22 protein-coding genes and 1 pseudogene are annotated in these 25,840 nt (G+C 71.6%); 11 read left to right on the top strand and 12 right to left on the bottom strand.

Annotation, left to right across the window (positions count from 1 at the left end; translation table 11 throughout):
* Nucleotides 1-103 precede the first annotated feature (103 nt).
* Nucleotides 104-2,650, bottom strand: a complete 2,547-nt coding sequence (locus tag ACFV5H_RS01760) for a protein kinase (RefSeq protein WP_385192205.1) — start codon at nt 2,648-2,650, stop codon at nt 104-106.
* A gap of 153 nt (nt 2,651-2,803) precedes the next feature.
* Nucleotides 2,804-4,876, bottom strand: coding sequence for a protein kinase (locus ACFV5H_RS01755; RefSeq protein WP_385192203.1), 2,073 nt, complete (start codon nt 4,874-4,876; stop codon nt 2,804-2,806).
* 171 nt (nt 4,877-5,047) lie between these two features.
* On the opposite strand from ACFV5H_RS01755, the gene ACFV5H_RS01750 reads away from it, so the two are divergent.
* On the top strand, nt 5,048-6,091 hold the full coding sequence (locus tag ACFV5H_RS01750) for a serine hydrolase domain-containing protein (protein WP_385192200.1): 1,044 nt from the start codon (nt 5,048-5,050) through the stop codon (nt 6,089-6,091).
* Between the two features lie 113 nt (nt 6,092-6,204).
* Here the strand turns inward: ACFV5H_RS01750 and ACFV5H_RS01745 are convergent, their stop codons facing one another.
* A complete protein-coding gene (locus ACFV5H_RS01745) occupies nt 6,205-7,911 on the bottom strand; it encodes a glycerol-3-phosphate dehydrogenase/oxidase (protein WP_385048186.1) in 1,707 nt (568 codons plus the stop codon).
* 274 nt (nt 7,912-8,185) lie between these two features.
* Between ACFV5H_RS01745 and ACFV5H_RS01740 the strand changes: the two genes are divergently transcribed.
* Complete coding sequence (locus ACFV5H_RS01740) at nt 8,186-9,394, top strand: nucleotide sugar dehydrogenase (RefSeq protein WP_385048188.1); 1,209 nt, start codon at nt 8,186-8,188, stop codon at nt 9,392-9,394.
* A gap of 554 nt (nt 9,395-9,948) precedes the next feature.
* Here the strand turns inward: ACFV5H_RS01740 and ACFV5H_RS01735 are convergent.
* From ACFV5H_RS01735 to ACFV5H_RS01720, 4 genes are all read right to left on the bottom strand, one after another.
* Nucleotides 9,949-11,073: a GuaB3 family IMP dehydrogenase-related protein gene (locus tag ACFV5H_RS01735; RefSeq protein WP_385048191.1), complete on the bottom strand. Its 1,125-nt coding sequence runs from the start codon at nt 11,071-11,073 to the stop codon at nt 9,949-9,951.
* 107 nt (nt 11,074-11,180) lie between these two features.
* Nucleotides 11,181-12,686, bottom strand: a complete 1,506-nt coding sequence (gene guaB / locus ACFV5H_RS01730) for an IMP dehydrogenase (protein ID WP_385048194.1) — start codon at nt 12,684-12,686, stop codon at nt 11,181-11,183.
* A 171-nt stretch (nt 12,687-12,857) separates the two neighbouring features.
* The gene (locus ACFV5H_RS01725) at nt 12,858-13,445 is read right to left on the bottom strand and encodes a sigma-70 family RNA polymerase sigma factor (RefSeq protein WP_030829597.1); all 588 of its coding nucleotides are present in this window, start codon (nt 13,443-13,445) and stop codon (nt 12,858-12,860) included.
* A 916-nt stretch (nt 13,446-14,361) separates the two neighbouring features.
* Nucleotides 14,362-14,973: a response regulator transcription factor gene (locus ACFV5H_RS01720; RefSeq protein WP_003948568.1), complete on the bottom strand. Its 612-nt coding sequence runs from the start codon at nt 14,971-14,973 to the stop codon at nt 14,362-14,364.
* Between the two features lie 380 nt (nt 14,974-15,353).
* Here ACFV5H_RS01720 and ACFV5H_RS01715 point away from each other — a divergent pair, with 380 nt between their 5' ends.
* On the top strand, nt 15,354-15,683 hold the full coding sequence (locus tag ACFV5H_RS01715; RefSeq protein ID WP_385048197.1) for a WhiB family transcriptional regulator: 330 nt from the start codon (nt 15,354-15,356) through the stop codon (nt 15,681-15,683).
* A 106-nt stretch (nt 15,684-15,789) separates the two neighbouring features.
* Here ACFV5H_RS01715 and ACFV5H_RS01710 read toward each other — a convergent pair whose 3' ends face one another.
* Entirely contained in the window at nt 15,790-16,686 is an 897-nt protein-coding gene (locus ACFV5H_RS01710; protein WP_073932703.1) for a LysR family transcriptional regulator, read from the bottom strand.
* A gap of 80 nt (nt 16,687-16,766) precedes the next feature.
* On the opposite strand from ACFV5H_RS01710, the gene ACFV5H_RS01705 reads away from it, so the two are divergent.
* From ACFV5H_RS01705 to ACFV5H_RS01690, 4 genes are all read left to right on the top strand, one after another.
* On the top strand, nt 16,767-17,447 hold the full coding sequence (locus ACFV5H_RS01705; RefSeq protein WP_385192198.1) for an MOSC domain-containing protein: 681 nt from the start codon (nt 16,767-16,769) through the stop codon (nt 17,445-17,447).
* Between the two features lie 61 nt (nt 17,448-17,508).
* Complete coding sequence (locus tag ACFV5H_RS01700; protein ID WP_385048204.1) at nt 17,509-18,282, top strand: SDR family NAD(P)-dependent oxidoreductase; 774 nt, start codon at nt 17,509-17,511, stop codon at nt 18,280-18,282.
* A gap of 128 nt (nt 18,283-18,410) precedes the next feature.
* A complete protein-coding gene (locus ACFV5H_RS01695; protein ID WP_385048207.1) occupies nt 18,411-19,118 on the top strand; it encodes an ester cyclase in 708 nt (235 codons plus the stop codon).
* 180 nt (nt 19,119-19,298) lie between these two features.
* Nucleotides 19,299-19,673, top strand: a complete 375-nt coding sequence (locus ACFV5H_RS01690) for a VOC family protein (protein ID WP_385048209.1) — start codon at nt 19,299-19,301, stop codon at nt 19,671-19,673.
* Between the two features lie 200 nt (nt 19,674-19,873).
* Here the strand turns inward: ACFV5H_RS01690 and ACFV5H_RS01685 are convergent, their stop codons facing one another.
* Nucleotides 19,874-20,953, bottom strand: a complete 1,080-nt coding sequence (locus ACFV5H_RS01685) for a hypothetical protein (protein ID WP_385192195.1) — start codon at nt 20,951-20,953, stop codon at nt 19,874-19,876.
* 217 nt (nt 20,954-21,170) lie between these two features.
* On the opposite strand from ACFV5H_RS01685, the gene ACFV5H_RS01680 reads away from it, so the two are divergent.
* The gene (locus ACFV5H_RS01680; RefSeq protein ID WP_385192192.1) at nt 21,171-21,653 is read left to right on the top strand and encodes a DUF3293 domain-containing protein; all 483 of its coding nucleotides are present in this window, start codon (nt 21,171-21,173) and stop codon (nt 21,651-21,653) included.
* Between the two features lie 15 nt (nt 21,654-21,668).
* Nucleotides 21,669-21,878: a hypothetical protein gene (locus tag ACFV5H_RS01675; RefSeq protein WP_385192190.1), complete on the top strand. Its 210-nt coding sequence runs from the start codon at nt 21,669-21,671 to the stop codon at nt 21,876-21,878.
* A 67-nt stretch (nt 21,879-21,945) separates the two neighbouring features.
* Here ACFV5H_RS01675 and ACFV5H_RS01670 read toward each other — a convergent pair whose 3' ends face one another.
* Both ACFV5H_RS01670 and ACFV5H_RS01665 read right to left on the bottom strand, forming a co-directional pair.
* The gene (locus ACFV5H_RS01670; RefSeq protein WP_385048219.1) at nt 21,946-23,193 is read right to left on the bottom strand and encodes a hypothetical protein; all 1,248 of its coding nucleotides are present in this window, start codon (nt 23,191-23,193) and stop codon (nt 21,946-21,948) included.
* 241 nt (nt 23,194-23,434) lie between these two features.
* Entirely contained in the window at nt 23,435-23,590 is a 156-nt protein-coding gene (locus tag ACFV5H_RS01665) for a hypothetical protein (protein ID WP_385048222.1), read from the bottom strand.
* A gap of 74 nt (nt 23,591-23,664) precedes the next feature.
* Here ACFV5H_RS01665 and ACFV5H_RS01660 point away from each other — a divergent pair, with 74 nt between their 5' ends.
* Nucleotides 23,665-24,081, top strand: coding sequence for a DUF1761 domain-containing protein (locus ACFV5H_RS01660; protein WP_385192188.1), 417 nt, complete (start codon nt 23,665-23,667; stop codon nt 24,079-24,081).
* An 11-nt stretch (nt 24,082-24,092) separates the two neighbouring features.
* On the opposite strand, the gene ACFV5H_RS01655 is transcribed toward ACFV5H_RS01660, so the two are convergent.
* Nucleotides 24,093-25,145 (bottom strand): hypothetical protein, encoded by a 1,053-nt coding sequence (locus tag ACFV5H_RS01655; protein ID WP_385192186.1) that lies wholly within the window; start codon nt 25,143-25,145, stop codon nt 24,093-24,095.
* Nucleotides 25,146-25,233: 88 nt separating this feature from the next.
* On the opposite strand from ACFV5H_RS01655, the pseudogene ACFV5H_RS01650 reads away from it, so the two are divergent.
* Nucleotides 25,234-25,827: pseudogene (locus tag ACFV5H_RS01650) on the top strand (RICIN domain-containing protein); the annotation flags it as partial.
* Nucleotides 25,828-25,840: the final 13 nt, after the last annotated feature.

Raw genomic sequence — 25,840 nt, 5'->3', positions numbered from 1 at the left:
GTCCTGGGAACCGAGGGGGTGCCATGGAGACCGCACTGTGACAGTTGTCGCTGTATGGGGTGTCAGGCAACCAAAACCCCTGTGCCTGCGTGGAGTCGGTGGTTCAGCCGGTGTACCGGTAGGTCGCCGCGGCCTGCTCGTAGAGCCGGGTCACCTCGTCCCGTTCGGCCTCCGGTCCGCGTACCTGCACCACGTGGTAGCGGCCGTCGATCAGCGCCGCGAGGTTGCGGACGTACAGCTCGCCGCCGTCACCGGTCCAGGTGAACTGGCCCTCGGCCATGGTGCGTCCGCCGACCTCGATGGTCTTCAGACCGGTGGAGGTGGCCCAGCTGGAGTCGCGGTAGGGCTGCAGCTCGCGCTCGTCGTCCCGCTGGTAGGCCATGGGGTCGCTGCCGTACCGCTGCGCGCTGTCCCGGCCCGGTACGACGATGAGTTCGAAGTCACCCTTGGCGTAGACGACCTGACCGCTTCCGTTCTTCGCGGTGCGCTGCCAGCCCTCGGCGACGGCGACCCGGAAACCCTCCGGGTCCTTGGCCAGGGTGAAGCCGTCGGCGGCCTCGGGGCCGGTGGTCTGCGTCTCGGTGGAGGCGGCCGACTCCTCGGGGCTGTTCTCGGGACTGTCCTCGGGCTTCGGCGGGTTCTGCTCGGCGTCCGGAGGGCTCGGCGCGGGGCTCACCTCACCGGCGGCTCCGGTGCGGTCGGCCGAACCCGAGTCGCCCTCACCGGACTTCGGCATGAACAGCATGGCGTACGTGACCGCCGCCGCCATGGCGAGCAGCACCAGCAGGAGCAGGGTGCGGCCGAGCCGGCGCGGGGAACCGGCGCCCTGTCTGGCCCGCTTGTGCCGCCCGTGGTGCGCGGGGAGTCCGGCACGGCGCCTGCGCACCAGCTCGCCCCGGCGCCGTATGACGGGCAGCTTGCTCGCGTCGGCGGGCGGTGCCGCTATGACGTGCACACCCGCCTCGGGCTCGGGCGCGGAACGCACCAGCGAACGCAGCCAGCCGCGCAGCTCCTCGAAGTCGAGCCGCTCGGTCGGGTCCTGACGCAGCAGCGATTCCACGACCGGCCGCAGCGGCCCGCACTCCTCGGCGAACGCGGGCGGCTCGGCGCACACCATCTGCACCAGCTCGGCCGTCGACTCCTCCGGGTAGGGCGCGTGTCCCTGTACGGCCCGGAACAGCAGGGAGCCCAGCGCCCAGAGGTCGGTGGCGGGGCCGATCGGGGCGGCCAGCTGCCAGTTCTCGTGCACGGGTCCGGCCTGCTCCGGCGCCCACCGCTCGGTCACGGGCCCGACGACGGCCATGCGCGCCTGCCGCGCCCGCTCGGCGGCCAGCGCGGTGGCCGGGCCGCGGCGCGCGGGGGCGTGGGCCACCAGGTCGTCCCAGCGTGCGGGCGGGGCGGCAGCCACCGGTTCGAGGGCCGCGGGGGTTTCGGGTGCTCCGGGGGCGGTACGTCCGCTGCCGCCCCCGCTGCCCGTACGGGGTGCGGCCCCGTGCCAGCCGGTGGCGCCCACGCCATAGGGGTCGGCTATCTGTCCCGGCGGGATCGCGGCGGCCGTCGTGCCCGCGCCCTCGTCCCCCGGCCGGGAGACGTACGGCGGCTGCGCGGAGCCGCTGCCGTGCTGCGGGGCGGAGGCCGGGCCGCCGTCGTCCTCGGGGGCGGGCCGGGCGCCGGGCAGGGCGGCGCGGCCGTTCTGCTGGGCCTCCTGCACCCGGGCGGCGGCACGGGCACCCGCCCGGTACGCGGCGATCGCCCCCGCACGGGCCGCCCGCACGTCGCCCGCGCTGTCGAGGGCCTTGGGGGCCGCCACGGGCGAGAGACCGCCCGCCGTGTCCGCCCCACCGCCGGACATCCGGCCGGCCCGTGCCTCGATGGCGGCCCGGCGCGCGGCATCGGGGTCGGGCTCGGGCTCTCGGGTGAACCCGGGCGGCCAGGACGGGCCGCGCCCGGCGTCCGGCGTGCCCGCGGGTGCCACCGGCCCCAGGGCCTCGATCGCCCCCGCTGTCCGCCCCGGCTCCTCGTCCGGAGCGGGCACCGGGTCGTACCCGCACAGTGCCTCCTCCGCCGCACCGACCGCGAGACCGGTGAGCATCACCCGGCCGTCGTCGCAGACGAGCACCGTGCGCGCGGTGATGTTGCGGTGCACCCAGCCGTGGGAGTGCAGTACCCGCAGTGCGGTCAGGACGTCGGAGGCGACCTCGGCCGCCCGGTACGGGGACAGCGGCTTCTCGGCGAGCAGGGCGGCGAGCGGACGCGCGGACACGAGTTCACTGACGATCCACAGCGAACCGCCCTCCGCGAACACGTCGAAGACCTGGTCCAGGCGCGGATGGTCGGGGATGGCGGCCGCCGCCTGCGCGGCCTCGACGGCGCGTCGCACGACCGGGTCGGCGGGCCGCCGCGTGCCCCCGCGCGCGGGCCCGGGGCCGCCACGCCGCGCACCCCTGTCACGGGCGGTGAAACCGTCGGGCAGCCCCTCCGCGTCCAGTACCTCGGCCTCGACGACCTCCGGCAACGGCACCTGTCTGACCAGGACTTCCTGCCCGCTGTAGGTGTCGAAGGCGCGGGTCTCGGTCAGTTCGTACTCGTCGGAGGGCGGCAGCGGCAGGCGGTAGCGGTCGGCGAGGACCCGTCCCGCATAGTCGTCCACGTTGCCTCCCCCGGCACTACGGTCGATCGGTTCCGTTCGCCCGGCGGGCCGTTCCGGCTGCGTACGGTCCGCAAGCATTCACGATACGTGCCGGAGGCAACCCGCAGAGAGGGGATGCCACATCTGACTCCCCATTCCGCGGACCGGTCATGCTCAGGACTTCGGCCGGAACGTCTCCGTCAGCGTCCGCCAGGTGTCCTTGCGCTGATCGCTGCTCCAGTCGGCGGCCTTGGCCGTGTACATCAGCCCGTACCCGAGCCGGTCGCCGACGACGGTCCCCCGGTCGATGGACCGGTACTTGGTCCCGCTCTCCACATAGGTGAACTCCCAGTCGGCCGTGTCCCAGCCCCGGTAGTCCACCGCCTCTATACGGATCCGCTGGTACTGGGAACGCACCATGGCGCGTTCCTGGTTCTTCCAGTCCGCGACCGGGTCGTCCTTCGGCGTGGTCGTCCAGCCGATGAGCAGTTTCTGCCCGTCCGGCCCGGTGAACCGGTCCCCGGCGGCCCCCGTCGACTGGAACTTCCATCCCTCGGGCAGCCCGATCGAGTACCCCTGGTTCCCGTCGTACGTCTCCGCCGCCGACGTACCGCCGCCGTCCTCTTCCTCTTCCCCTGCCTCTTCCCCGGCCTCGTTCTCGTCCCCGGCCGATCCACCGGCGCCGGCGCCCGCGGTGGCGGTCGCCGAGCCCGCTCCCGTTCCCGTTCCCGTCGACTCGGTCGCCGTGCCGTCGGTGTGGGTGCCGTCGCTTTCGTCACCCTTGGTGTCGGCGCTCGGGGTCCCGCTGACGACGGTCCCGCCGCCGCTGCCCCTGGCTCCCTTGTCGCCCTCGTCGTCGCCGCCGAGGGTGAGGGCCAGCACGGTGCCGAGCACGGCGAGCACCGCGACCACCGCGATGATGATCAGCGTCCGGCGCGGCACCACATCGGTGAGCGGCGCCCGCGGCACGGCCCTGGCCGGCAGGTCCGGCGGCGTCATCACCGGCCAGCCCGAACTACGGCCACCGGTGGCCGGCTTCTGCCGCGCGGCCCCCTGCGCACCCGGGCCGGACGCCTGGGCGGGCTTCACGGCCGGGGCGGAGGGCGATGCCGCGCCGGGCCTCGTCCCGGAGGCACCCGCCGACGTGCTCCTGGTTCCCGCGGCCGGTGCGGCGGCCGAAGCGGCTCCGCCACCGCCGGACTTGACGCGGGTCGCCGCGGCGGCACCGGCCGAGCCGGCCGCCACCGCCGCCTTCCGCACGGAACGCAGCGCGCCCCGCAGCTTCTCCCCGGCCTCCTCGCCGCGCCTGCCCCCGGTGCCCGCCCGCCCGTCCGGCCGCTCGGGCAGCGGCACGACCTTCGTCGCGTCCGCCGGTTCCCCGGCCTCCTTGGGCGAGGGCGCGTCGAGGACCGCGTTCAGCATGGCTCGGGCGCCGCTGTCGTCGAGCCGCTGGGCGGGGTCCTTGTTGAGCAGCCCGTAGATGACGTCCCTGAGCGGTCCCGCGTTCTTCGGCTCGTCGAGCGGCTCGGTCATCACCGCCGTGAGCGTCGCGATCGCGGACCCCTTGTCGTACGGCGGAGTGCCCTCCACCGCCGCGTACAGCAGCCCGCCGAGCGACCACAGGTCGGCCGCCGGTCCCGGCTTGTGCCCGCGGGCCCGTTCCGGGGAGATGTAGGAGGGGGCGCCGACCAGCATGCCGGTCGAGGTGATGGACGGGTCGCCCTCGACCTGGGCGATGCCGAAGTCCGTGAGTACGACCCGGCCGTCCTCGGCGATCAGCACGTTCGACGGCTTCACGTCACGGTGCAGGATGCCCTCGCGGTGCGCGGAGCGCAGGACGTCCAGGATGGCGAGGCCGACCTCCGCCGCGCGCCGCGGCTCCAGCAGGCCGTCCTCCCGGATGGCCTCGGCGAGCGACTTGCCCTCGACGAGTTCCATCACGATCCAGGGCCGGTCGTCCTCCTCGACCACGTCGAAGACCGTCACGGCGCTGTTGTTGCGGATCCGCGCGATCGCCTTGGCCTCGCGCAGGGTCCGCGTGATCAGCCGCCGCTTCTCGTCCTCGTCGATGTTCGACGGGAAACGGAGCTCCTTGACGGCGACGGTCCGCCCCAGGGTCTCGTCCTCGGCCCGCCACACCGTGCCCATGCCGCCGCGGCCGAGCACGTCTCCCAGCCGGTACCGCCCGGCGAGGAGACGTGCGCTCTTGTTCTGACGGGATGTCCCCGCCCGCTCCGCCTCCGACATGCGTCCCCTCATGCAACCCGCCCTGACAGAGCCTTCATTGTCCCTCACCCGACAAGTGGTCGACGCCCAGGGTGCCTCTGGCCGCACATCGGGCCCGGCGCGCACGGCACCCGGGTGACGGACGCGTCCCCCCGCCCTGCATGATGGGCCTCCGACACGGGAGGAGCCGGGATGCCGCCGCTTCGGACGCTACTGGCCGTTCCTGTGTCCCTGGCGCTGCTCGCCCTGGCCCCGACCGCCTCCTCGGCCCCGGCCCTCCCGCCTACGGACACGCTCCTTCCGCTGCTGGTCACACGGGGTGGCGCCCCCGCCGCGGCCCTGCTGGCCCTGGAGGAGACCGGCTCCCGTTACGCCGATGCCGGCCCGGGCATCGAGCGTGCCGACCACTTCCGCGCCGGCAGCATCACCAAGACGTTCGTCGCCACGGTCGTCCTGCAACTGGCCGACGAGGACCGCCTGTCTCTGTCCGACACCGTGGAGGAGCATCTGCCCGGCCTGGTGCGGGGAGCGGGCAACGACGGCCGCGCGCTGACCCTGCGGTCCCTGCTCACCCACACCAGCGGCCTGTACGACTTCTCCGCGGACACGCGAGGCACCGTGCCGGTCACCCCTCTTCAGGCCGTACGCATCGCACTCACCCACCCCCCGGCCGACCCCGGCCGCTTCTCCTACTCGAACACCAACTACGTCCTGCTCGGCCTGGTCGTCGAACAGGTCACCGGCCGCTCGTACGCCGCCGAGGCCGAGCGCCGCATCATCGCTCCGCTGCGCCTGACGGGCACCTCCTTCCCGGGTTCCCTGACCTCTCTGCCCTCGCCGCACGGCCGCTCCTACGCGGCCGACGGAACCGACGTCACCCGGCTCGACCCGCGGGTGGCCGGCGCCGCGGGCGAGCTGGTGACCACACTCGCCGACCTGGACCGCTTCTACGCGGCCCTGCTCGGCGGTGAACTGCTGCCCCCGCGCCGGCTGCGCGAGATGCTCGACACCCGCACCGCACACGGCTCGTACGGCATGGGCCTGTTCCCTGTGACGCTTCCGTGCGGCACCACGGTGTGGGGACACAACGGGCGTATCTCCGGCAGCTACGTGCGCACCGCGGCCACGGTCGACGGCCGTCGTGTCCTCACCTTCCGCGTGAACACGGAGGCGATGGCGGACCCCGGTCTCGAACCCGCGGTGCTCGCGGCCGAGTTCTGCCCTCGCACCTCCTAGAACGACCGGGTTCCGAACGAAGATCCCGGATCCAGCCATCCGTTCGAGTGATTCGGACAGGTGGCCGGCGGCTCGCAGCCCACGACTCGCGGCCTGCGGCCTGCGGCCTGCGGCTACAACGGCACGATGTCCGGTGCCCCCAGCCGTGCCGCGTCCGCCGTCAGGTCGTCGGGCTGCCGCTGCGATTCCCGTTCGGCCTCCACCCGCTTCTCGTAGTGCCGCACCTCGCGCTCGATCTGGTCCTTGTCCCAGCCCAGCACCGGCGCCATCAGCTCGGCCGCCTCACGGGCGCTGCGCGTCCCCCGGTCGAACGTCTCGATCGAGATGCGGGTGCGCCGGGTCAGCACGTCGTCCAGATGCCGCGCGCCCTCGTGCGAGGCGGCATAGGTGATCTCGGCACGCAGATAGTCGTCGGCGGCCCGGAGCGGCTCGCCCAGTGAGGGGTCCGAGGCGATGAGGTCCAGGACCTCCTCCGCCAACGCGCCGTACCGGTGCAGCAGGTGCTCCACCCGTACCGTGTGCAGGCCGGTGCGTGCGGCTGTGCGCGCCCGCGCGTTCCACAGCGCGTGGTAGCCCTCGGCGCCGACCAGCGGCGTGTCCTCGGTGACGCAGTCGGCGACGCGCACGTCGAGTCCGTGCACCGCCGCGTCCACCGCGTCCTTGGCCATGACCCGGTACGTCGTGTACTTGCCGCCCGCCACCACGACGAGTCCGGGTACGGGATGCGCCACGGTGTGCTCGCGGGACAGCTTGCTCGTGGCGTCCGACTCACCGGCGAGCAGCGGCCGCAGACCGGCGTACACGCCCTCCACGTCGTCCCGCGTCAGCGGCACCGCGAGCACCGAGTTCACGTGTTCCAGCAGGTAGTCGATGTCCGCGCTGGACGCGGCCGGGTGCGCCTTGTCGAGGTCCCAGTCGGTGTCCGTGGTCCCCACGATCCAGTGCCGACCCCAGGGTATGACGAACAGCACGGACTTCTCGGTGCGCAGGATGAGCCCGGTCGTGGAGTGGATGCGGTCCTTGGGGACGACCAGGTGGATGCCCTTCGAGGCGCGTACGTGGAACTGTCCGCGTTCGCCGACCATCGCCTGGGTGTCGTCGGTCCACACCCCGGTGGCGTTGACGATCTGCTTGGCGCGGATCTCGTACTCGCCGCCGCCCTCGACGTCCTGCACCCGGGCGCCCACGACGCGTTCGCCCTCGCGCAGGAACCCCGTGACCCTCGCGCGGTTGGCGGCTTTCGCGCCGTACGCCGCCGCCGTGCGCACCAGCGTCGCCACGAACCGGGCGTCGTCCATCTGGGCGTCGTAGTACTGCAGGGCTCCGACCAGCGCGTCCTTCTTCAGACAGGGTGCCACCCGCAGTGCGTGACGGCGGGTCAGGTGACGGTGCACGGGCAGGCCGCGCCCGTGCCCCCGGGCCATCGCCATGGTGTCGTACAGCGCGACGCCCGATCCGGCGTACCACCTCTCCCAGCCCTTGTGCCGCAGCGGGTACAGGAACGGCACCGGACGCACCAGATGCGGAGCGAGCCGCTCCAGCAGCAGGCCGCGCTCCTTCAACGCCTCCCGTACGAGCACGAAGTCGAGCATCTCCAGATAGCGCAGGCCACCGTGGATCAGCTTGCTGGACCGGCTGGAGGTGCCCGACGCCCAGTCACGCGCCTCGACCAGGCCCGTGGACAGGCCGCGCGTCGCGGCGTCGAGCGCCGTACCCGCGCCGACCACGCCGCCGCCCACCACCAGCACGTCCAGCTCGTGCTCGGCCATGGACGCGAGTGATTCGGCGCGCTGCGCCGGCCCCAGTGTCGCTGTCCTCACCGCTGCCTCCCGCTCATCGGTCGCATCGGCCGCACCCGTCGGGCGAAGCCCGGTCCCCCACCCTCATGCCCAAATTCTGACCGGCTTGCCCGACTTCAGCCACCACGGACCCCAGCCTGTGGACAACCCCCAGCGGAACGACTCACCGAAACTCAGCCGACCAATCCCCTATATCGGTCATATTTACTCCTAGTCTGACATTGCGCTCGCCTGCCCAGTCCACAGGGCTTGCGCACCTGTCGCACTCCGGTTATTGGGAAGGACGGCCCACGCCATGCCCGCAGATCTCGCCGTCATCGGACTCGGCCCGTACGGCCTGCCCCTGGCCCAGGCCGCCGTCACCGCCGGCATCTCCACCATCGGCTACCGGACCGGCCCCGAGGAGGGCTCCCTCAGCGCCGCCGAACAGCGCCGCATGCTCGCGCGGGGCTTCCGTACGACCGCCAACGCCGCCGAGCTCGGCCGGGTGCGCACCGCCGTCATCTGCGCACCCACTCCGCGCGGTGCGGACGGCGGGCTGGATCTGGGCCAGGTGGAGACGGCCGCCCGCACCCTCGCCGCCCGGCTGCGCCCGCACACCACGGTGATCCTCGAGTCCCCCGTGCCCCCCGGAACGACGGAGGGGCCCCTGCTGCGCCTGCTCGAATCGGATTCGGGCCTCCGCGCGGGGCGCGATTTCCACCTCGCCTACTCCCCGAGCCGCGTCGACCCCGGCAACCGCGATCACACCCCCGCCAACACCCCGAAGGTCATCGGCGGCCTCACTTCCGCCTGCACGGAGTCGGCCGCCGCGTTCTACGGACGGATCACCGACAAGGTGGTACGCGCGCGTGGCCTGCGCGAGGCCGAGACCGTGCAGCTCCTGGAGACCAACTTCCGGCACGTCAACATCGCCCTCGTCAACGAGATGGCCGCCCTCTGCCACGACCTGGGCATCGACCTGTGGGACGTCCTCAGATGCGCGGAGACCAAACCCTTCGGCTTCCAGGCGTTCCGCCCCGGCCCCGGCGTCGGCGGCCACGCCGTCCCCCAGGACCTGACCGCCCACGCGGGCCGCACCCTGCGCATGGCGGAACTCGCCCAGGAGGTCAACAACCGCATGCCCCGCTACGTCGTGCAGCGCGCCGCCGCCCTCCTCAACGAGCACGGCAAGTCCGCGCGCGGCGCGCGGGTACTGCTCCTCGGCGTCACCTACAAGCCCGACCTCGCCGACCGGCAGGGCTCCCCGGCCCAGGAGATCGCGGTCCGGCTGATGGAGCTGGGCGCCTCCGTCAGCTACCACGACCCGCACGTACCGTCCTGGAACGTCCTCGACCACCCCGTCCCCCGCGCGGACTCCCTCTACGAGGCCGCCGCCGACGCCGACCTGACGATCCTCCTCCAGCAGCACCGCACGTACGACCTCCAGGGCCTGTCGGTGAAGGCCCAGCTGATGCTGGACACACGGGGGGCCACTCCTACGGGGGCGGCGCATCGGTTGTGAGGAGGGGGCGCGTGGAGGGCTGCCGCGCCACGGGGGTTGGTGGTAGGCGGGCTGTTGCGCGGGTACGGTAGAAAAAAAGGTGGAGCCCACCGCAGCAGGCACTGCGGCAGGCTCCTGAATGGTGAACGAGTGTCCACCCCTAGCTTTCATAGGGGTGGCTGCTCACCATCCGTGAATCCACAAGATGCACCTCCTCCGAAACTTCACCATCCGCAGACGGATCCGATCCCAGGCGGTGGGCTTGCGGTGACGGCCCATGGCGCGCCCCCTTCCACGATGCCGCCAACAGCCCGGTAGGCGGTCCGTCCGGAATTCGGGCCGGGCCCCGAGGGCCGGGGTCCGGAGACGATCTCCTTGGAAGGGGGCGCCCCAGAGAGCTGGGTCGCCGGAGACAGACATTACCGACCCGGAATCGCCCCTCTGCCACAGATTCGCCCTGAAGACAACCGTGCGCCCCCTGAGCGCCACGCGCGCCCCACCCGGGCACGCGAAGGGGCCGGTCACCTCACCAGGTGACCGGCCCCTCAGTGCTGTATCAAAGTGTCCGCACGGCCCTACCGCCGGTGCTGCGAGTCCGCCACCGTCACCTCGACGCGCTGGAACTCCTTCAGCTCGCTGTAGCCGGTGGTGGCCATCGCGCGGCGCAGGGCGCCGAAGAGGTTCATCGAGCCGTCGGGGGTGTGGGACGGGCCGGTGAGGATCTCCTCCAGCGTGCCCACCGTGCCGAGGTCGACCTTCTGGCCGCGCGGCAGCTCCTCGTTGACGGCCTCCATGCCCCAGTGGTTGCCCCGGCCCGGACCGTCCGTCGCACGGGCCAGCGGGGAGCCCATCATCACGGAGTCCGCGCCGCAGGCGATCGCCTTGGGCAGGTCGCCGGACCAGCCGACACCGCCGTCCGCGATGACGTGCACGTACCGGCCGCCGGACTCGTCCATGTAGTCGCGGCGGGCGGCGGCCACGTCGGCGACCGCGGTGGCCATGGGCACCTGGATGCCGAGCACGTTGCGCGTGGTGTGCGCGGCGCCGCCGCCGAAGCCGACGAGGACGCCCGCCGCGCCGGTGCGCATCAGGTGCAGGGCGGCCGTGTACGTGGCGCAGCCACCGACGATCACCGGGACGTCGAGCTCGTAGATGAACTGCTTCAGGTTCAGCGGCTCGTGCGCGCCGGAGACGTGCTCCGCCGACACCGTCGTACCGCGGATGACGAAGATGTCCACGCCCGCGTCGACGACGGCCTTGGAGAACTGGGCGGTGCGCTGCGGGGAGAGCGCGGCGGCGGTGACCACGCCCGAGTCGCGCACCTCCTTGATGCGCTGCCCGATCAGCTCCTCCTTGATGGGAGCGGCGTAGATCTCCTGGAGGCGGCGGGTGGCCGCCTCGGCGGACAGGCCGACGATCTCGTCCAGCAGCGGCTGCGGGTCCTCGTAGCGCGTCCACAGGCCCTCGAGGTTCAGCACGCCGAGGCCGCCGAGCTCGCCGATGCGGATCGCCGTGGCCGGCGAGACGACCGAGTCCATGGGAGCGGCCAGGAACGGCAGCTCGAAGCGGTAGGCGTCGATCTGCCAGGCGATCGAGACCTCCTTCGGGTCCCGCGTACGGCGGCTGGGGACGACGGCGATGTCGTCGAAGGCGTACGCCCGGCGGCCGCGCTTGCCGCGCCCGATCTCGATCTCAGTCACGTCTGTGGCCTTTCCCTGATGCGTTGCAGCGCCTTCCAGTATCCCCGACGGACACGCCGAGGGCGGTCCCGGAGGTGTCCGGGACCGCCCAGGAAGGCCTCTTCTGACTACTTGCGGCTGTAGTTCGGTGCCTCGACCGTCATCTGGATGTCGTGCGGGTGGCTCTCCTTGAGGCCCGCGGAGGTGATCCGTACGAAACGGCCGTTGTCCTGGAGCTCGGGCACGGTCCGGCCGCCGACGTAGAACATCGACTGGCGCAGGCCGCCGACCAGCTGGTGGACGACCGAGGAGAGCGGACCGCGGTAGGGCACCTGGCCCTCGATGCCCTCGGGCACGAGCTGCTCGTCGGAGGCGACGCCCTCCTGGAAGTAGCGGTCCTTGGAGAACGACTTGCGGTCGCCGCGCGTCTGCATGGCGCCGAGCGAGCCCATGCCGCGGTACGACTTGAACTGCTTGCCGTTGATGAAAAGCAGCTCGCCCGGGGACTCCTCGCAGCCCGCGAGCAGCGAGCCCAGCATCACCGTGTCGGCGCCCGCGACGAGGGCCTTGGCGATGTCGCCGGAGTACTGCAGGCCGCCGTCGCCGATGACCGGGACACCGGCCTCCTTGGCGGCCAGCGCGGCCTCGTAGATCGCCGTGACCTGCGGGACGCCGACGCCGGCGACGACACGCGTGGTGCAGATGGAGCCGGGGCCGACACCGACCTTGATGCCGTCGCAGCCCGCGTCGACGAGGGCCTTGGCGCCGTCGCGCGTGGCGATGTTGCCGCCGATGACGTCGACGCCGGAGGAGTTCGACTTGATCTTGGCGACCATGTCGCCGACCAGGCGGGAGTGGCCGTGCGCGGTGTCGACGACGATGAAGTCGACGCCCGCCTCGATCAGGGCCTGGGCGCGCTCGAACGCGTCACCGGCGACACCGACCGCGGCACCGACCAGCAGCCGGCCCTCGGCGTCCTTGGCGGCGTTGGGGTACTTCTCGGCCTTCACGAAGTCCTTGACCGTGATCAGGCCCTTGAGGACGCCGCCGTCGTCGACCAGCGGAAGCTTCTCGATCTTGTGACGGCGCAGCAGCTCCATGGCGTCCGGGCCGGAGATGCCGACCTTGCCGGTGACCAGCGGCATCGGCGTCATGACCTCGCGCACCTGACGGGAGCGGTCGGTCTCGAAGGCCATGTCGCGGTTGGTGACGATGCCGAGCAGCTTCTTGTTGCCGTCGGTGACCGGAACGCCGCTGATGCGGAACTTGGCGCACAGGGCGTCGGCCTCGGCGAGCGTGGCCTCCGGGTGGATGGTGATCGGGTCGGTCACCATGCCGGACTCGGAGCGCTTCACCAGGTCGACCTGGTTGGCCTGGCCCTCGATGGACAGGTTCCGGTGCAGAACGCCGACGCCGCCCTGGCGGGCCATCGCGATCGCCATGCGCGACTCGGTGACCTTGTCCATGGCGGCGGACAGCAGCGGGATGTTGACCCGCACGTTCTTGGAGACGTACGAGGCGGTGTCGATCTGGTCGGGCGCCATGTCCGACGCGCCCGGCAGCAGCAGCACGTCGTCGTAGGTCAGCCCGAGTGTCGCGAATTTACCGGGCACTCCGTCGACGTTGGCAGTCATGACACCTTCCCCAAATGGCCTTGATCGGTGCGGATGTCCATGCTAACGGGAAGCGCGGGTGTCTCATTCCACGGTTTCGCACGGCTCCGGGCTTCGTATGTTCGTACGGGAACGGCTGATCTTCCGTTCATATTCCGTTCGTATGCCGAAGCGGCGGCGCGGTGGCGGGGGTTACTGCTCCGCCAGGGCGCGCAGCCGGCTCAGCGCGCGGTGCTGGGCCACCCGGACGGCGCCGGGTGACATTCCCAACATCTGTCCAGTCTCCTCCGCCGTGAGGCCCACGGCGATCCGCAGCAGAAGCAGCTCGCGTTGGTTCTCGGGCAGGTTGGCCAGCAGTTTCTTGGCCCATTCCGCGTCGCTGCTGAGCAGGGCGCGCTCCTCCGGGCCGAGGGAGTCGTCGGGGCGTTCGGGCATCTCGTCGGAGGGCACGGCCGTCGAGCCGGGGTGCCGCATCGCCGCGCGCTGCAGGTCGGCGACCTTGTGGGAGGCGATGGCGAAGATGAACGCCTCGAAGGGCCGGCCGGTGTCCTTGTAGCGGGGCAGCGCGAGGAGCACCGCGACGCAGACTTCCTGGGCGAGGTCCTCGACGAAGTGCCGGGCGTCGCCGGGCAGCCTCGACAGACGGGTGCGGCAGTAGCGCAGCGCCAGGGGGTGGACGTGGGCGAGCAGATCGTGCGTGGCCTGCTCGTCTCCGTCGACCGCGCGATGGACGAGCGCACCGATCGCCCCTTGGGCAGTGCCCGCCTCGTCGTCGCGCATCGGTCCATGGTGCCTTGCGGACGTCTGGTCCGCGGCACCGTGTCCCTGGTTGTGCACCGAAGCGTTATGAGCAGGTGCGCCGGAACTCATCCCTTGCGCCCTCCCCTTCCGCTCGACCGACTCGTCCCCGAGGAACTCCACACCTCAAGGATGCGGCATCCGCGGCGAAACGAGCAGTGGGCGCCTGGCGGCTGCCGCCGAGGCGCTGGTGGACGGGGTTCTCGCACCCCGGGCGCAGCGGACGGCGGGAGGGCTCTCGTACCCCGGGTCCGGCCGACGACAGAGGTCCCACACCCCGCGCGGCGAACGGCAGGCATGCCCGCGCTTCGAGCACGGCCGACGACGAGGGCCTGCACATCCCGGGACCGGCGGATCCGGCCGAGTCTGCCGACTCGGTGCGCTCCGGGGCCGGCGCGGCCCGTCCCGGAACCCGCTCGGTCGGCTCCATGGTCTGCCGTGCGGCTCGGTTCGGGTCCGTGGGGCCGTGTTGCGCCGCGCGGGACCACGGGCTTCACCCCACCGGCGGCACGCCATCGCAGCCACGGACTTTCCGTACGCCGACAGCACACCGCGCGAGGCCACGAATCTCGCGTCCACCGACGACAGACCTCGCGAAGCCACAAACCTCGCGCCCGCCGGAGTGGCCGGGCCCCGGGCAGGAGTGTTCACAGGCGCCGCTCGCCAGGGTGGACCGGTCCGAGGCGGAAGGGGTCCAGGGCCTCTCGTCCGGGTCGTGCCGAACCCGGGGCTCCCGCTTCCGCGCCGGCCGGGCCCGGCTGCCCCGCCGATCCAGGCCGCCGGGCACGTGGCCCCGGATCCCCGCCGGGCCGTACACGCCCCGGATCCCGCCGCCGTCCCGCGGTGCAGGGCCCGGGGCCCTGCTCGCCACCCCGCGTGATCCCGACGCGAGCCGGCCCTAGCGCACCAGGCCCCACCGGAAGCCGAGCGCCACCGCGTGGGCCCGGTCCGACGCGCCGAGCTTCTTGAAGAGCCGCCGCGCGTGCGTCTTGACGGTGTCCTCGGAGAGGAACAGCTCGCGGCCGATCTCGGCGTTGGAGCGGCCGTGGCTCATGCCTTCGAGGACCTGGATCTCACGCGCGGTGAGCGTGGGCGCCGCGCCCATCTCGGCGGAGCGCAGCCGGCGCGGGGCGAGCCGCCAGGTCGGGTCGGCGAGCGCCTGTGTGACCGTGGCCCGCAGCTCCGCGCGGGAGGCGTCCTTGTGCAGATAGCCACGCGCGCCGGCCGCCACCGCGAGCGCCACACCGTCGAGGTCCTCGGCGACCGTGAGCATGATGATGCGCGCTCCGGGGTCGGCGGACAGCAGTCGCCGGACCGTCTCGACGCCGCCCAGACCGGGCATGCGTACGTCCATCAGAATCAGGTCCGAGCGGTCGGCTCCCCAGCGGCGGAGGACTTCCTCGCCGTTGGCAGCCGTCGTCACGCGCTCGACGCCGGGCACGGTCGCAACCGCGCGGCGGAGCGCCTCTCGGGCAAGCGGGGAGTCGTCGCAGACGAGGACGGAAGTCATGGCCGCCCTCCGCAGCTGATGCGCGTCACCTTGAGCCTCCAGGCTGGTACGAAATCGTCACCTGTGCGGTCGACCGTCTCGGACGCCCGCCCGAGCACTTGTTCCTTCAACCGCCTCGCACTCTCAACGACGGTCACTCGAAAGAGTTACGGGGCCGTCTGCCACCTTCGGCACTCTACGTGAGGAGGCGGACACGATGGAGATACGCGCGACGGACCTCCGAACTTTCACCACAACCCATGCCCCATTCAGCCCTTTTTCTTCCCCTTTGTTGGTGTCCGGGGCTAGATTCGCAATGAGTCATATTTTCATCTCCTTGGATCGTAGTTGTACGGTCGTGGACACCGGATCCGCCCAGAACGGCTACAAGGGGTCACGCAATGGCAGATTTCTCCCGCCTTCCCGGACCGAACGCGGACCTGTGGGACTGGCAGCTCCTGGCTGCCTGCCGCGGGGTGGACAGCTCGCTCTTCTTCCACCCGGAGGGCGAGCGTGGGGCGGCTCGGAGCGCTCGCGAGAACTCGGCCAAAGAGGTCTGCATGAGGTGCCCGGTGCGCGCCGAGTGCGCCGCACACGCGCTGGCGGTACGCGAGCCGTACGGCGTGTGGGGCGGACTGACCGAGGACGAGCGCGAAGAGCTGATGGGGCGGGCGCGCAACCGGCTGGTGTCGGCATCGGCCGGCGGCGGGCACACCGCTTCGAACAACTGAAGGAACGTTTCTCCAAGAACACGGGGCACGTACGCGTGCCCTTGCTCCGTCACTGGGGGTGATCGACCGCTCCTCACGCGCGGTGACCACGTACCCGGAACCCCCCTTACCGGGCAGCCGCCCCGGCCAGCTTCTCCAGCGTCGCGGTGACCGCCGGCACCTGGGCGAGGTCCGGGAGGGTGAGCGCGACGATCTCCCGGCGCACGGCGGGCTCCAGCGCCACGGTGCGCACTCCCCTGGGCCGTACCGACTCGATGGCGAGCTGGGGCAGCACCGCCACCCCGAGTCCGGCGCCGACCAGTCCGGCGACGGCCGGGTAGTCGTCGGTCGCGAAGTCGATGCGCGGGGTGAAGCCGGCCGTCTCGCACACCTCGACCAGCTGGCCCCGGCAGCGCGGGCAGCCGGCGATCCAGGGCTCGTCGGCGAGTTCGCCGATGGCGACGGACTCCGCGCGGGCGAGCCGGTGCCGTTCGGGCACGAGCCCCACCAGCCGGTCCGACAGCAGCGGCCGTACGACGAGGTCGTCCCACTCCTCGGCGCCCGCCGCCCCCTCGTACCGGAAGGCGAGGGCCACGTCGCAGTCGCCCTCGCGGAGCATCTCCACGGAGCGGGGCGGTTCGGCCTCCTCCAGGGAGACCCGGGTGCCGGGATGGGCGGCGCGCAGGGCGGCGAGGGCCGTGGGGACGAGTGTGGAGCTGCCGCTGGGGAAGGAGACGAGCCGAACCCGGCCCGCGCGGAGCCCGGCGATGGCGGCGACCTCCTCCTCGGCGGCGGTCAGTCCGGCGATGATCCCGGCCGCGTGCCGCACCAGCGCCTCTCCGGCCTGCGTCAGGCGCATCTCACGGCCGCTGCGTATGAGCAGGGGCGTCCCGACGGACGCCTCCAGGGCCTTCATCTGCTGACTGACGGCGGGCTGGGTGCAGCCCAGTTCGCGGGCCGCCGCGGAGAAGGAACCGGAGGTGGCCACGGCGCGCAGCACGCGGAGGTGACGGGCTTCGATCACACCTCAAGGATAAGCCGAACTTTGACCCGGCGCCGGATAATGCGTCGACGCTTTGACGTTCATCGCTTACCGTGCGACCCATGAAGCTTCTGTCTGTGAACCTGGGTCGCCCCAAGGCCGTGCCGTACACGGACCAGCGCGACGGCGTGACCGGCATCGACAAGCAGCCCGTGGACGGGCCGGTCCGGGTGGCGGCGCCGGGGCCGATGGGGATCGGCGGGAGCGGCCTGGCCGGGGACGCGGTGTGCGAGAGGCGGCATCACGGCGGGGACGAGCAGGCGGTGTACGCCGTGGCCCGCGAGGACCTCGACGAGTGGGAGCGCACGCTGGGGCGCCCGCTGACGAACGGCATGTTCGGCGAGAACCTCACCACCGAGGGGATCGACGTGTCCGGCGCCCTGATCGGTGAGCGCTGGGCCGTCGGTCCCGAGGTGGTGCTGGAGGTGACCTCCGGGCGTATCCCCTGCCGCACCTTCCAGGGCCATCTGGACGAGAAGGGCTGGGTGAAGCGGTTCACGCAGCGGGGCGCGCCGGGGGCGTACTTCCGGGTGATCCGGCCCGGTGAGATACGCGCGGGTGACGCCGTATGGATCGTGCACCGGCCGGATCACGAGGTGACGGTCGCGCTGCAGTTCCGCGCGGTGACGACCGAGCGGACGCTGCTGCCCCGGCTGCTGGCGGCGGGCGAGGCGCTGCATCCGGAGGCTCTGGCGACGGCGCGGACGTACGTGGAGAAGTACGGGACGGAACCGACGGCCTGACGGCGTGTCCATGGGATGACACGAAGCGGACGCCTCCCCTCCGGGTAACTACTCTTGCGCCATGACAACGGCTCTGATTACGGGATCGACGGCTGGGATCGGTGCCGCGTTCGCGCGGCGGCTGGCGGCCGACGGACATGATCTGGTGCTGGTCGCCCGCGACACCGTCCGGCTGCGCGAACAGGCGACCGAGCTGCACGACCGCCACGGCATCGAGGCGGAGGTGCTGACCGCCGACCTGGCCGAGGACAAGGGCATCGAGGCGGTGGCCGACCGCCTCGGCGACCGCAAGAACCCCGTCGACCTGCTGGTCAACAACGCCGGCTTCGGCCACCGGGGCCGTTACCTCGAGGTCCCCATGGCCGACGAGCTGAGGATGCTCAAGGTGCACTGCGAGGCGGTGCTCCGGCTGACGTCGGCGGCGGTGGAGGCGATGCGCGAGCGCGGGCGCGGAGGTGTCGTGAACGTCGCCTCGACCGCCGCGTTCGTACCGCGCGGGACCTACGGGGCGTCCAAGGCGTGGGTCGTCCAGTTCACCCAGGGCGCGGCGCAGGATCTTGCGGGCCACGGTGTACGGCTGATGGCTCTGTGCCCCGGTTTCGTGCGCACCGAGTTCCACGCGCGGGCCGGGATGGGCACGGACAACATCCCGAACTGGATGTGGCTGGACGCGGACAAGGTCGCCGCGGCGGCGCTCGCCGACCTGGCCCGGGGCAAGTCGCTGTCGATCCCGGATCCGCGCTACAAGGCGCTGATGGGGGCGGCGAAGCTGGTCCCGCGCGGATTGCTGGGCGGGATCTCGTCGCGGACGGGACGGAAGTACGGGCCCCGGTAGGTCCCGGTGGGCCCCGGTAGGGGTGGCCCGACGGCCGTACCGCCACAGCGGGACGGACCCCGCTCCCCGGGAGAAAATGGGTGCTGACGGAACCGACCCGGACGCAGGGGGGACCGGAGGCGAGAGCCATGACCTTCCTACAGCTCATCGACTGCAAGACCAGCCGGTTCGAGGAGATGGACCGGCTCCTGGACCAGTGGGTCGAGCAGACCAGGGGGAAGCGGACGGCGACGCACGCGGTGGTCGGCAAGGACCGCGCGGACACGTCGCACCTCGTCGAGATCGTGGAGTTCCCGTCGTACGAGGAGGCGATGCGGAACTCCGGGCTGCCGGAGACCGACCGGATCTTCCGGGAGATGGTGGCCCTGTGTGACGGTATGCCGACCTTCACGGACCTGGACGTGGTGCGCGACGCGCGGCTGAACACGGACTCCGCGCGGCGCTTCTTCGAGATCCTGGCCACCGAGGACGACCTCTCCCCGATGACGGGCCTGGTCGAGGAGCACTACCACGACCACGATCCGGCCAACGAGCAGGACGTCATCGGCCTCGACCACCTCCGGCGCGAGATGGACGTGTGGCGCGGCGGCTTCGACTTCGCGTTCCGGATCGAGGACCAGCTCGCGCAGGGGGACCGGGTGTGCACCCGGTGGAGCTGGGAGGGCACCCACAAGGGCGACTTCCTCGGCATCCCGGCGACAGGGAGGAAGGCCGCCATGACGGGCACGACCATCTTCCGCTTCGGCGACAACGGGAAGATCGTCGAGGGCTGGTGGCAGTACGACCGGCTGGGGCTGATGGCGCGGCTGGGGGCGCTGGAACCGACGGATCTCTGAGCCGACGCCGCCGGACCGCTCTCCCGACCCGCCCTGGTGCGTACGCGCCGGACCGACGCGTACACGGTCGTCCCGGCCGGCCCGGAAGCCCCTGCCGCGCATGTCCGCCGCGGTGGCGGGTATCGCCCTTCCCGTACGGGAGTGTCGTGGAGACGGCCGAAGAGGCGAGGGGTGCCGGAAGTGATTCGAAAGCTGCAGATGGTCGCGCTGGACTGCGCCGATCCAGCCGGGCTCGCGCGGTTCTACGCGGATCTGCTCGGCGGCCGGGTGGTCACGGACCCGGACGCTCCGGAGTGGGTCGAGGTGCACGGCTTCGAGGGGATTCCGCTGGCCTGCCAGCGGGTCGACGGCTACCGGCCGCCCGAGTGGCCCGGCCAGGACCGCCCGCAGCAGCTCCACCTGGACTTCGACGTGGACGACCTCGACGGGGAGGAGAAGCGGGCGCTCGCCCTCGGCGCGACCGTGCTGGAGCGGACGGACCAGCTCCGCCCGGGGACCAACTGGCGGGTCTACGCGGACCCGGCCGGCCACCCGTTCTGCCTCTGCCTCCACTGAGCCGGGCACGTCCCGGCGGGCACGGGTGCCGGCGTCGGCCGGCGCGGTACGGCCACGGAGGTTCGTTCCAGGCGGTGATCACGCGGACGGTGGCTCTTTCGCCGGCCGGTTCCGGGAAGAGAACCCCGGCCGTGCCCCGAGGGCCCGGTCCGACTCCATCGCGCTCCCCCTCGGTTGCGTCAGGAGAGTGAACGAGCAGGTCACCTCGTCCCGGGTGCCGTCGCCCGCGCCCAGCGGTGGAGCGTCTCGCTCCTGTCGTCGTACGTGAGCCAGGTCCCGTCGCCTAGCGGGCGTACGTAGCTGTCGACGGGGCCCGTCGGGTACGTGACGACCCCGCGTACGCGCAACGTGTGCGCGTCGAGCAGCCAGTGGCGGGCCCCCTCCGGGTCCTCGTCGGATTCGACCGTCGAGGCGATGACGGTGTCGGCGTCGACGAAGCCGCAGCCGTAGTCCCAGTAGGTCTCGTCCTCGTCGTCGGCCGACTCGGGCTCCTGCTCGGCGGTCACCGTGCCGTCCAGGGCGTGCAGGCGCAGGTCCGCCCCGTAGTGCTCGACCGTCAGGAAGCCCGGGTGTCCCGCGTGGACGTCCACCAGGATGCGGTCCAGGCCCTCGTTCACGTCCCAGCCGGTCAGCTTCCCGCCGTCCCGGCGTGCCCAGTGCAGCAGGATGCCGTCCTGGCCCATGCCGATGCTCAGCCCCATGTGCACACCGTCGGGGTGGGAGAGGTGGTGCGAACCGGCTGCCGCGCTGTCGATCAGCGGCAGCCACCCCAACTCCCGTCCGTCACGGGCGTCCAGCACCACCCAGCGCTCCTGCCATTCGCCCGGCTCCGGCTCCGCCACGACATGCGCCCACACGAGCCGGCCGTCGTCCGAGATCCGGCAGGAGCCGTGCTCCGAACCACGGCACACCTCCTGCTCGTCGCCCGTGTGCGGATGATCGAGCTCGGGACCCCAGCAGCCGTGCCGGTACTCCCACAGCGTCTTCCCGTCCGTCCCCATGGCCCGTACCGCGCGCTGCCCCGAGAAGACCGCGAAGGTGCCGTCCGGGCTCACCGAGTGAACGCCGTGGTCCCACCGGGGCCAGGGCAGGGGGAAGACGGCCGTCGGCGCGCGCTCCCCCGCGAACAGCTCACGGAGGTCGTGGGCCTCCAGCTCGTGCCCGTTCCGGAGCAGGGCGCGGCGGGAACCGTCCCCACGGCTCTCCAGCGCGAAGCCGTTGACCAGTGCGCGCCCACCCGGCAGCCTCACCGAGTCGCGCAGTTGTGCGGTGATCGACATGGGCCGAAGGTAACGGGCCCCACTGACAGGGCGGATCGTCCTTCGCGCTCGCCGAGGAGCGTGGTGTGTCCCGCTGCTCCACATCGCCTTCACAACCCTCTTGCCACGGGGCCCGGATCATGAGATCTTGCGGCCGACGCCTCCATGATCCCGTGGGGGCGAGCACCGATCTCCCTGCACGAGGTGTAAGGGGGTCTTCGTTCCACAGGAGGCCCTTGTGCACGCCATCGGCGCACCCGGCACGCCCCGCAACTGGGATCTCTACCGGACGGCGGTCGTCGACATCCGGTTCGGGGAGCGGGCCGTGCGAGTCGCACCACGTCCTCGGGGCACGGCCGAGGGCTTCTTCCCGGTACCGGACGGCAGCGGTGCCACCGTCCATGTGATCACCGCCTGGAACCCCCGTGGCCGTACCGCGTCGGCCGACGCCAACGCCCGTGACCAGCGCCTGCTGCTCGACGAGGTCCGTCGCCGTGGTCTCACCTCGTGGCCCGCGGTGGGTGGCGACGTGTGTGGCACGCACCGGGAGGAGAGCGTCGCCGTCGTCGGACTGAGCGATGCGGCCGCGTGTGCTCTGGGGCGCCACTTCGGCCAGGACGCGATCTTCGCCTGGACCCCCGGTGCCTGGCGGGTCCTGGCCTGCGAAAGCGGTGCTGTGGCGGTGAGCGGATGGGCGGCGTCCGAGCAGGCGTCGGCGTAGAACAGGAGCAGAACGATGGGCATGTATCCCATGCGCACCCCGGATCGCTGTCCCCGCTGCGACAGGCGTCTCGGCGATCCGCCGGCCGAGCGGGTCGTGGTCGACGGCTTCCCGGCCGAGGTGACCTACGCGACGGACCCCGTGTGCGGTGCGCGCTGGCACGTGTGGGACAGGACGTCCCCGCTGCGTCGCCTGGCTCGCCCTCATGTGGAGGGCACGGGATGATGTCACGACGCGCCGGGGAGATGCGATCGACTCCCCGTTACGACGTGGCCGAGCGGGTGGCGGGGCCTCATTGGATGAGCTTGATGAGTTCCGCGCCGGCTTTGTAGAAGGCGAAGAGGCCGGGAGCCACTGACAGGAGGGGGCGGAGCCGGCCTCTCAGCGGGTACCAGCGGGGCGCCTCGTACAGCAGTTTCCCCTGGACGGAGAGGTAGGAGAAGTCCCTCTCACCGGCGGAGGGGCCACGCGACGCGACCGCACCGTCTCCACGCTCCAGCAGGCGCCTTTTCACTTCGGCTCTTTTCCGAACGATGATCCTCCGGTGGTTTTTGACCATCACCCAGAGGAGCGCCAGCACGATACCCAGGTTCGCCCAGATTCCCACCAGCGCCATGACGCCGATGACCGTGTTGCCCGATTTCCCGGGGGCGCCCTGCAGGATGTAGGCCACGGCGAAAAGGGAGACCGTGAAGTTCAGGAAGCCGAGATAAACCATCGCGTTGACGTCACCGACCGGCTTCCAGCCGAAGTCGTCGTCACGGTCCCTCGGCACGTACTGGAACACCCAGTGTTTCCTGGACCTGATCGAGAACATCAGGATCTTCTGATAGATGTAGGCCTGCTTCGCCGCGAAGTAGACCCCGATCGTCCCTACGGTGATCCAGGTGGCGGCCAGCAGCGGATGCTCCGTGTAGTTCGCCCACCAGGAGGCGCGCAGGACGTCTTCGCGCGGATGGTCCCTCGATATCTCGGAGAGGTCGGAGAAGGCGCGGCCGCCCTTGTAGGCCGCCCAGTACAGGTAGCCGCTCCCGAGGGCGCTGACGGCCAGCAGCACCACTTTGACCAGGCGCCCGAGGCGTATCTCCCCGTTGAGGCGTTCAAGCTTCTCGGCGAGCTTCCCCACCTTGAACTTCTCCGGCCGTACGAGCCCGGAGGCGACGAGGTCCCTCTGGAGCCGGGAGAGTCTTCTGACCAGGGTGAGATAGAGCGTCACCGCGAGCGTGGAGGTGACGCCGAGGGCGACGCTCGGCAGGTCGGCGACGAGAGGCAGCTCGCGGCACTCCGAAGGGTGGTCCCGGAAGGCGGGGACGGCCAGGTGCAGAAGAGTGGAAGGAGGGCATTCCCGCGACGATTCCACCCCGACCGCGGCGCATGCGGCGAACACGGCGAGCATGACCACGAACGGGAAGGAGGGAATGAAGAAGGCCTGCTTCACCTTGCTCTTCGGAGTGATCTTCTCCGAATAGACATCCAGGGCACTGTGGACCCTGCCGGATGCGCGCCTGATTTTCGATATGAGCGACTTCAGGAATTTCACGGCACGCTTCCCCACTGTCGTACACGTGTCGCACACGCGCGGGGATGCAGCCGATCGACACCCCCGTGAAGATTAACCGATTCCCTCACTTCACCGCCATACACCCTCCCCGTCACTTTCCCGTCGCCTGAACAGAACTCGAACTGAAATCAATAAAAAGAACGAAAGGAAAATAAGATCATCCGATCAGATATGAGCAGAGGGAGGGGATCAGTCGGTGGGGACGTACCGTGACACGGTGTCAGGGCGTGGGCTGCCCCGGCTGTACCGATGCCGCCGGTGACGAGGTCGGGGTGCCGGACGGGGGCTGGAGTTCGCGCTGGGCCCAGGCTCCCGCGACCACCGTGGCGAACGCGGTGGCGGCGGCGACGAGTACGGTGCCGGGGGAAGCGGACACACCTTGTCCTGTACATCGCCGAGACTCATGGCCCCGGCGGTCGCAAGGACCGCTCGTCCGCAAGGAGCCCGTACGTGTTCTCCGTTCTCGCCGACATCAACTGGGCGGCCGTCGCGATCGCGGCCGTCGCCTCTGTCCTGCTCGCCGGCGTGTGGTTCGCGGTCGTGATCGCCAAGCCGTACGCCGTGGCCCTCGGCCGCGAGGGGGCGCCGGCGCCCGTGCGGACGGCGGTCGCCGCGGCGGGACCGCCGGTGTGCCTCCTCGTCACCGTCCTGACCAGCGCCGTACTCGTCGAGGCGCTCGACATCACGGGAATGGGGGACGCCGTGGTCTTCGGGCTCCTCGTCGGCGTCGGTTATCTCGGCGCGATGACCTTCCAGATCGCCGTCAACCCGAACTTCCCGCGCCCGCTGTACTACGGCGTCCTCAACGCGCCGTTCTTCGTGGTCACGAGTGTGCTCAGCAGCGTCGTCCTGGTCGCGATGGGCTGAGTCCCGGCCGGTCAGTCACCGCCTCCGCCGCCCCCTCCCCCGTCACCACCGCCGCCGTCGCCGCCGCTTCCGCCGCCGTCGCCGCCCTCCCCGCCGTCACTGCCCCAGCCGTCGCCGCCGCCGCGTTCGTTGTCGTCGCGTCCGGTGCCGAGGTTGCTGAACCAGTGGAGGTCCCAGGTGTCGGCTTCCGTCTCCGCACGGGAGCGGGGACGGAACCTGGCCAGGCCCGTCGTGTCCCCGAGGCCGAAGGAGGCGGCGACCGTGTGGGCCATCACGGCGTCCAGGGGGTCGGGGCTCTCGTGGTGCACCGTGGCCAGCGGCAGCAGCACCGTGCCGGGTGGGGGACCCGGCCACCGTGACGGACGGGTCAGCAGCGCGACCCGCCGGTCGTCGCGCAGCAGCCACGAGCTCTCCGCGTTCTCGCGCCGCAGCGTCCAGTGCCGGTCGGGCAGGCGTATCTCCACGCTGCTCCTGGACTTGCGGAACTTACGGCGGAGTTCGAGGTGCGCGGTGACGTCGCCGACGGTCAGGTGCAGGCCGCCGTCCGGGGCGGCGGAGTCGCCGCGGAAGCCGTACGGCGCCCTGAGCCGTACGGCGGGGGCGTGCGGGCCCCACACGTCCACGCGGACCAGGCGCCGGTCCACGGCGACGGCGACCGGTCCGGCGGGGCCGGGCGCGTACCGCCGCGCGATCCACAGCGGTACGCCCTCCGCGTGCGCCCGCGCGGCGAGCGCGGCCACCTGGCCCGCCCCGCCGCATCCGCGGACCGCCAACTCGCCCAGGGCGCGGGCGAATTCGGCGGTCCGCCGCACCTTCAGCGGCGTGGTCGTCCCCGTCACTCGGGTGACCGGGACGGTGCCGGGACCCTGCGCCAGCGAGGTCAGGGGGCGTTCGGTGCCGCCACCACCGAGCCAGCACCCCCGCAGGTACGCCTCGGCCATGGCGCCGAGGTTCAGCTCGGCCGGCGGGGTCGTCCTGCCGCCCCTGCGCAGCCCGCCCTCGGTGAGTTCCACCGTCCGCGCCAACGGGTTCCGGGACCGTTCCCCGTAGAGCACTTGGCTCATCACACATCCCCTCCTGCTTCCCCGCCCGCACTGCGGTTCCCACCCTCACACACCGGGCCCCGGCGGCCCTCGCCGCCCTCGTCGAAGAATGTCGCGGCCGTGCGGCAACCCCCCGCCGTGCGGCGGCGACTTCGGGGCGGTGGACAACGAGGGCCATCGCACATCGAACGAAAGCCGTGACATGCGCAGTACTGGTAACACCGCCCCGCGCGCGGGGCACCGGAGGAAGAACGGCCGGCGCCGCACCGTCCTGATCGGCGCTCTCACCACGTCGCTCGTGGGCGGCGCCGTGGTCGGCGGCGTGCTGATGTCGGCGTCCGCCGCGGAACCGGGGGCGGGTACCTACCGCCTGGTGAACGCGGCGAGCGACACCTGTCTGGAGGTTCCGGCGGGGAGCACGGGCGCCGGGGCGCAGTTGGCCCTGGCGGACTGCGACGGGGGCGCGGACCAGAACTGGGAACTGGCCGAGTCCGGCGACGGTTTCACCGTGACGTCGTCCGCCACCGGTCTGTGCGCGGGTGTCAAGGGCGACTCGGTCTCCGCCGGGAAGGCCGTGCAGCAGCAGGACTGCGGAGAGGGCTCCTCCCAGGTGTGGAAGGTGAGCGCCGTCGGTGACGCCCACCACCTGGTCAACGCGCACAGCGAGAAGTGCCTGAATCCCAAGGACGGTCTGCTGCAGCAGAACTCCTGCGACA

The sequence above is a fragment of the Streptomyces sp. NPDC059787 genome, from assembly GCF_042732315.1.
GTDB classification, from domain to species: domain Bacteria; phylum Actinomycetota; class Actinomycetes; order Streptomycetales; family Streptomycetaceae; genus Streptomyces; species Streptomyces atrovirens.
Note: the sequence above shows the minus strand (reverse complement) of the source record. Positions and strands in the feature narration are given on the sequence as shown.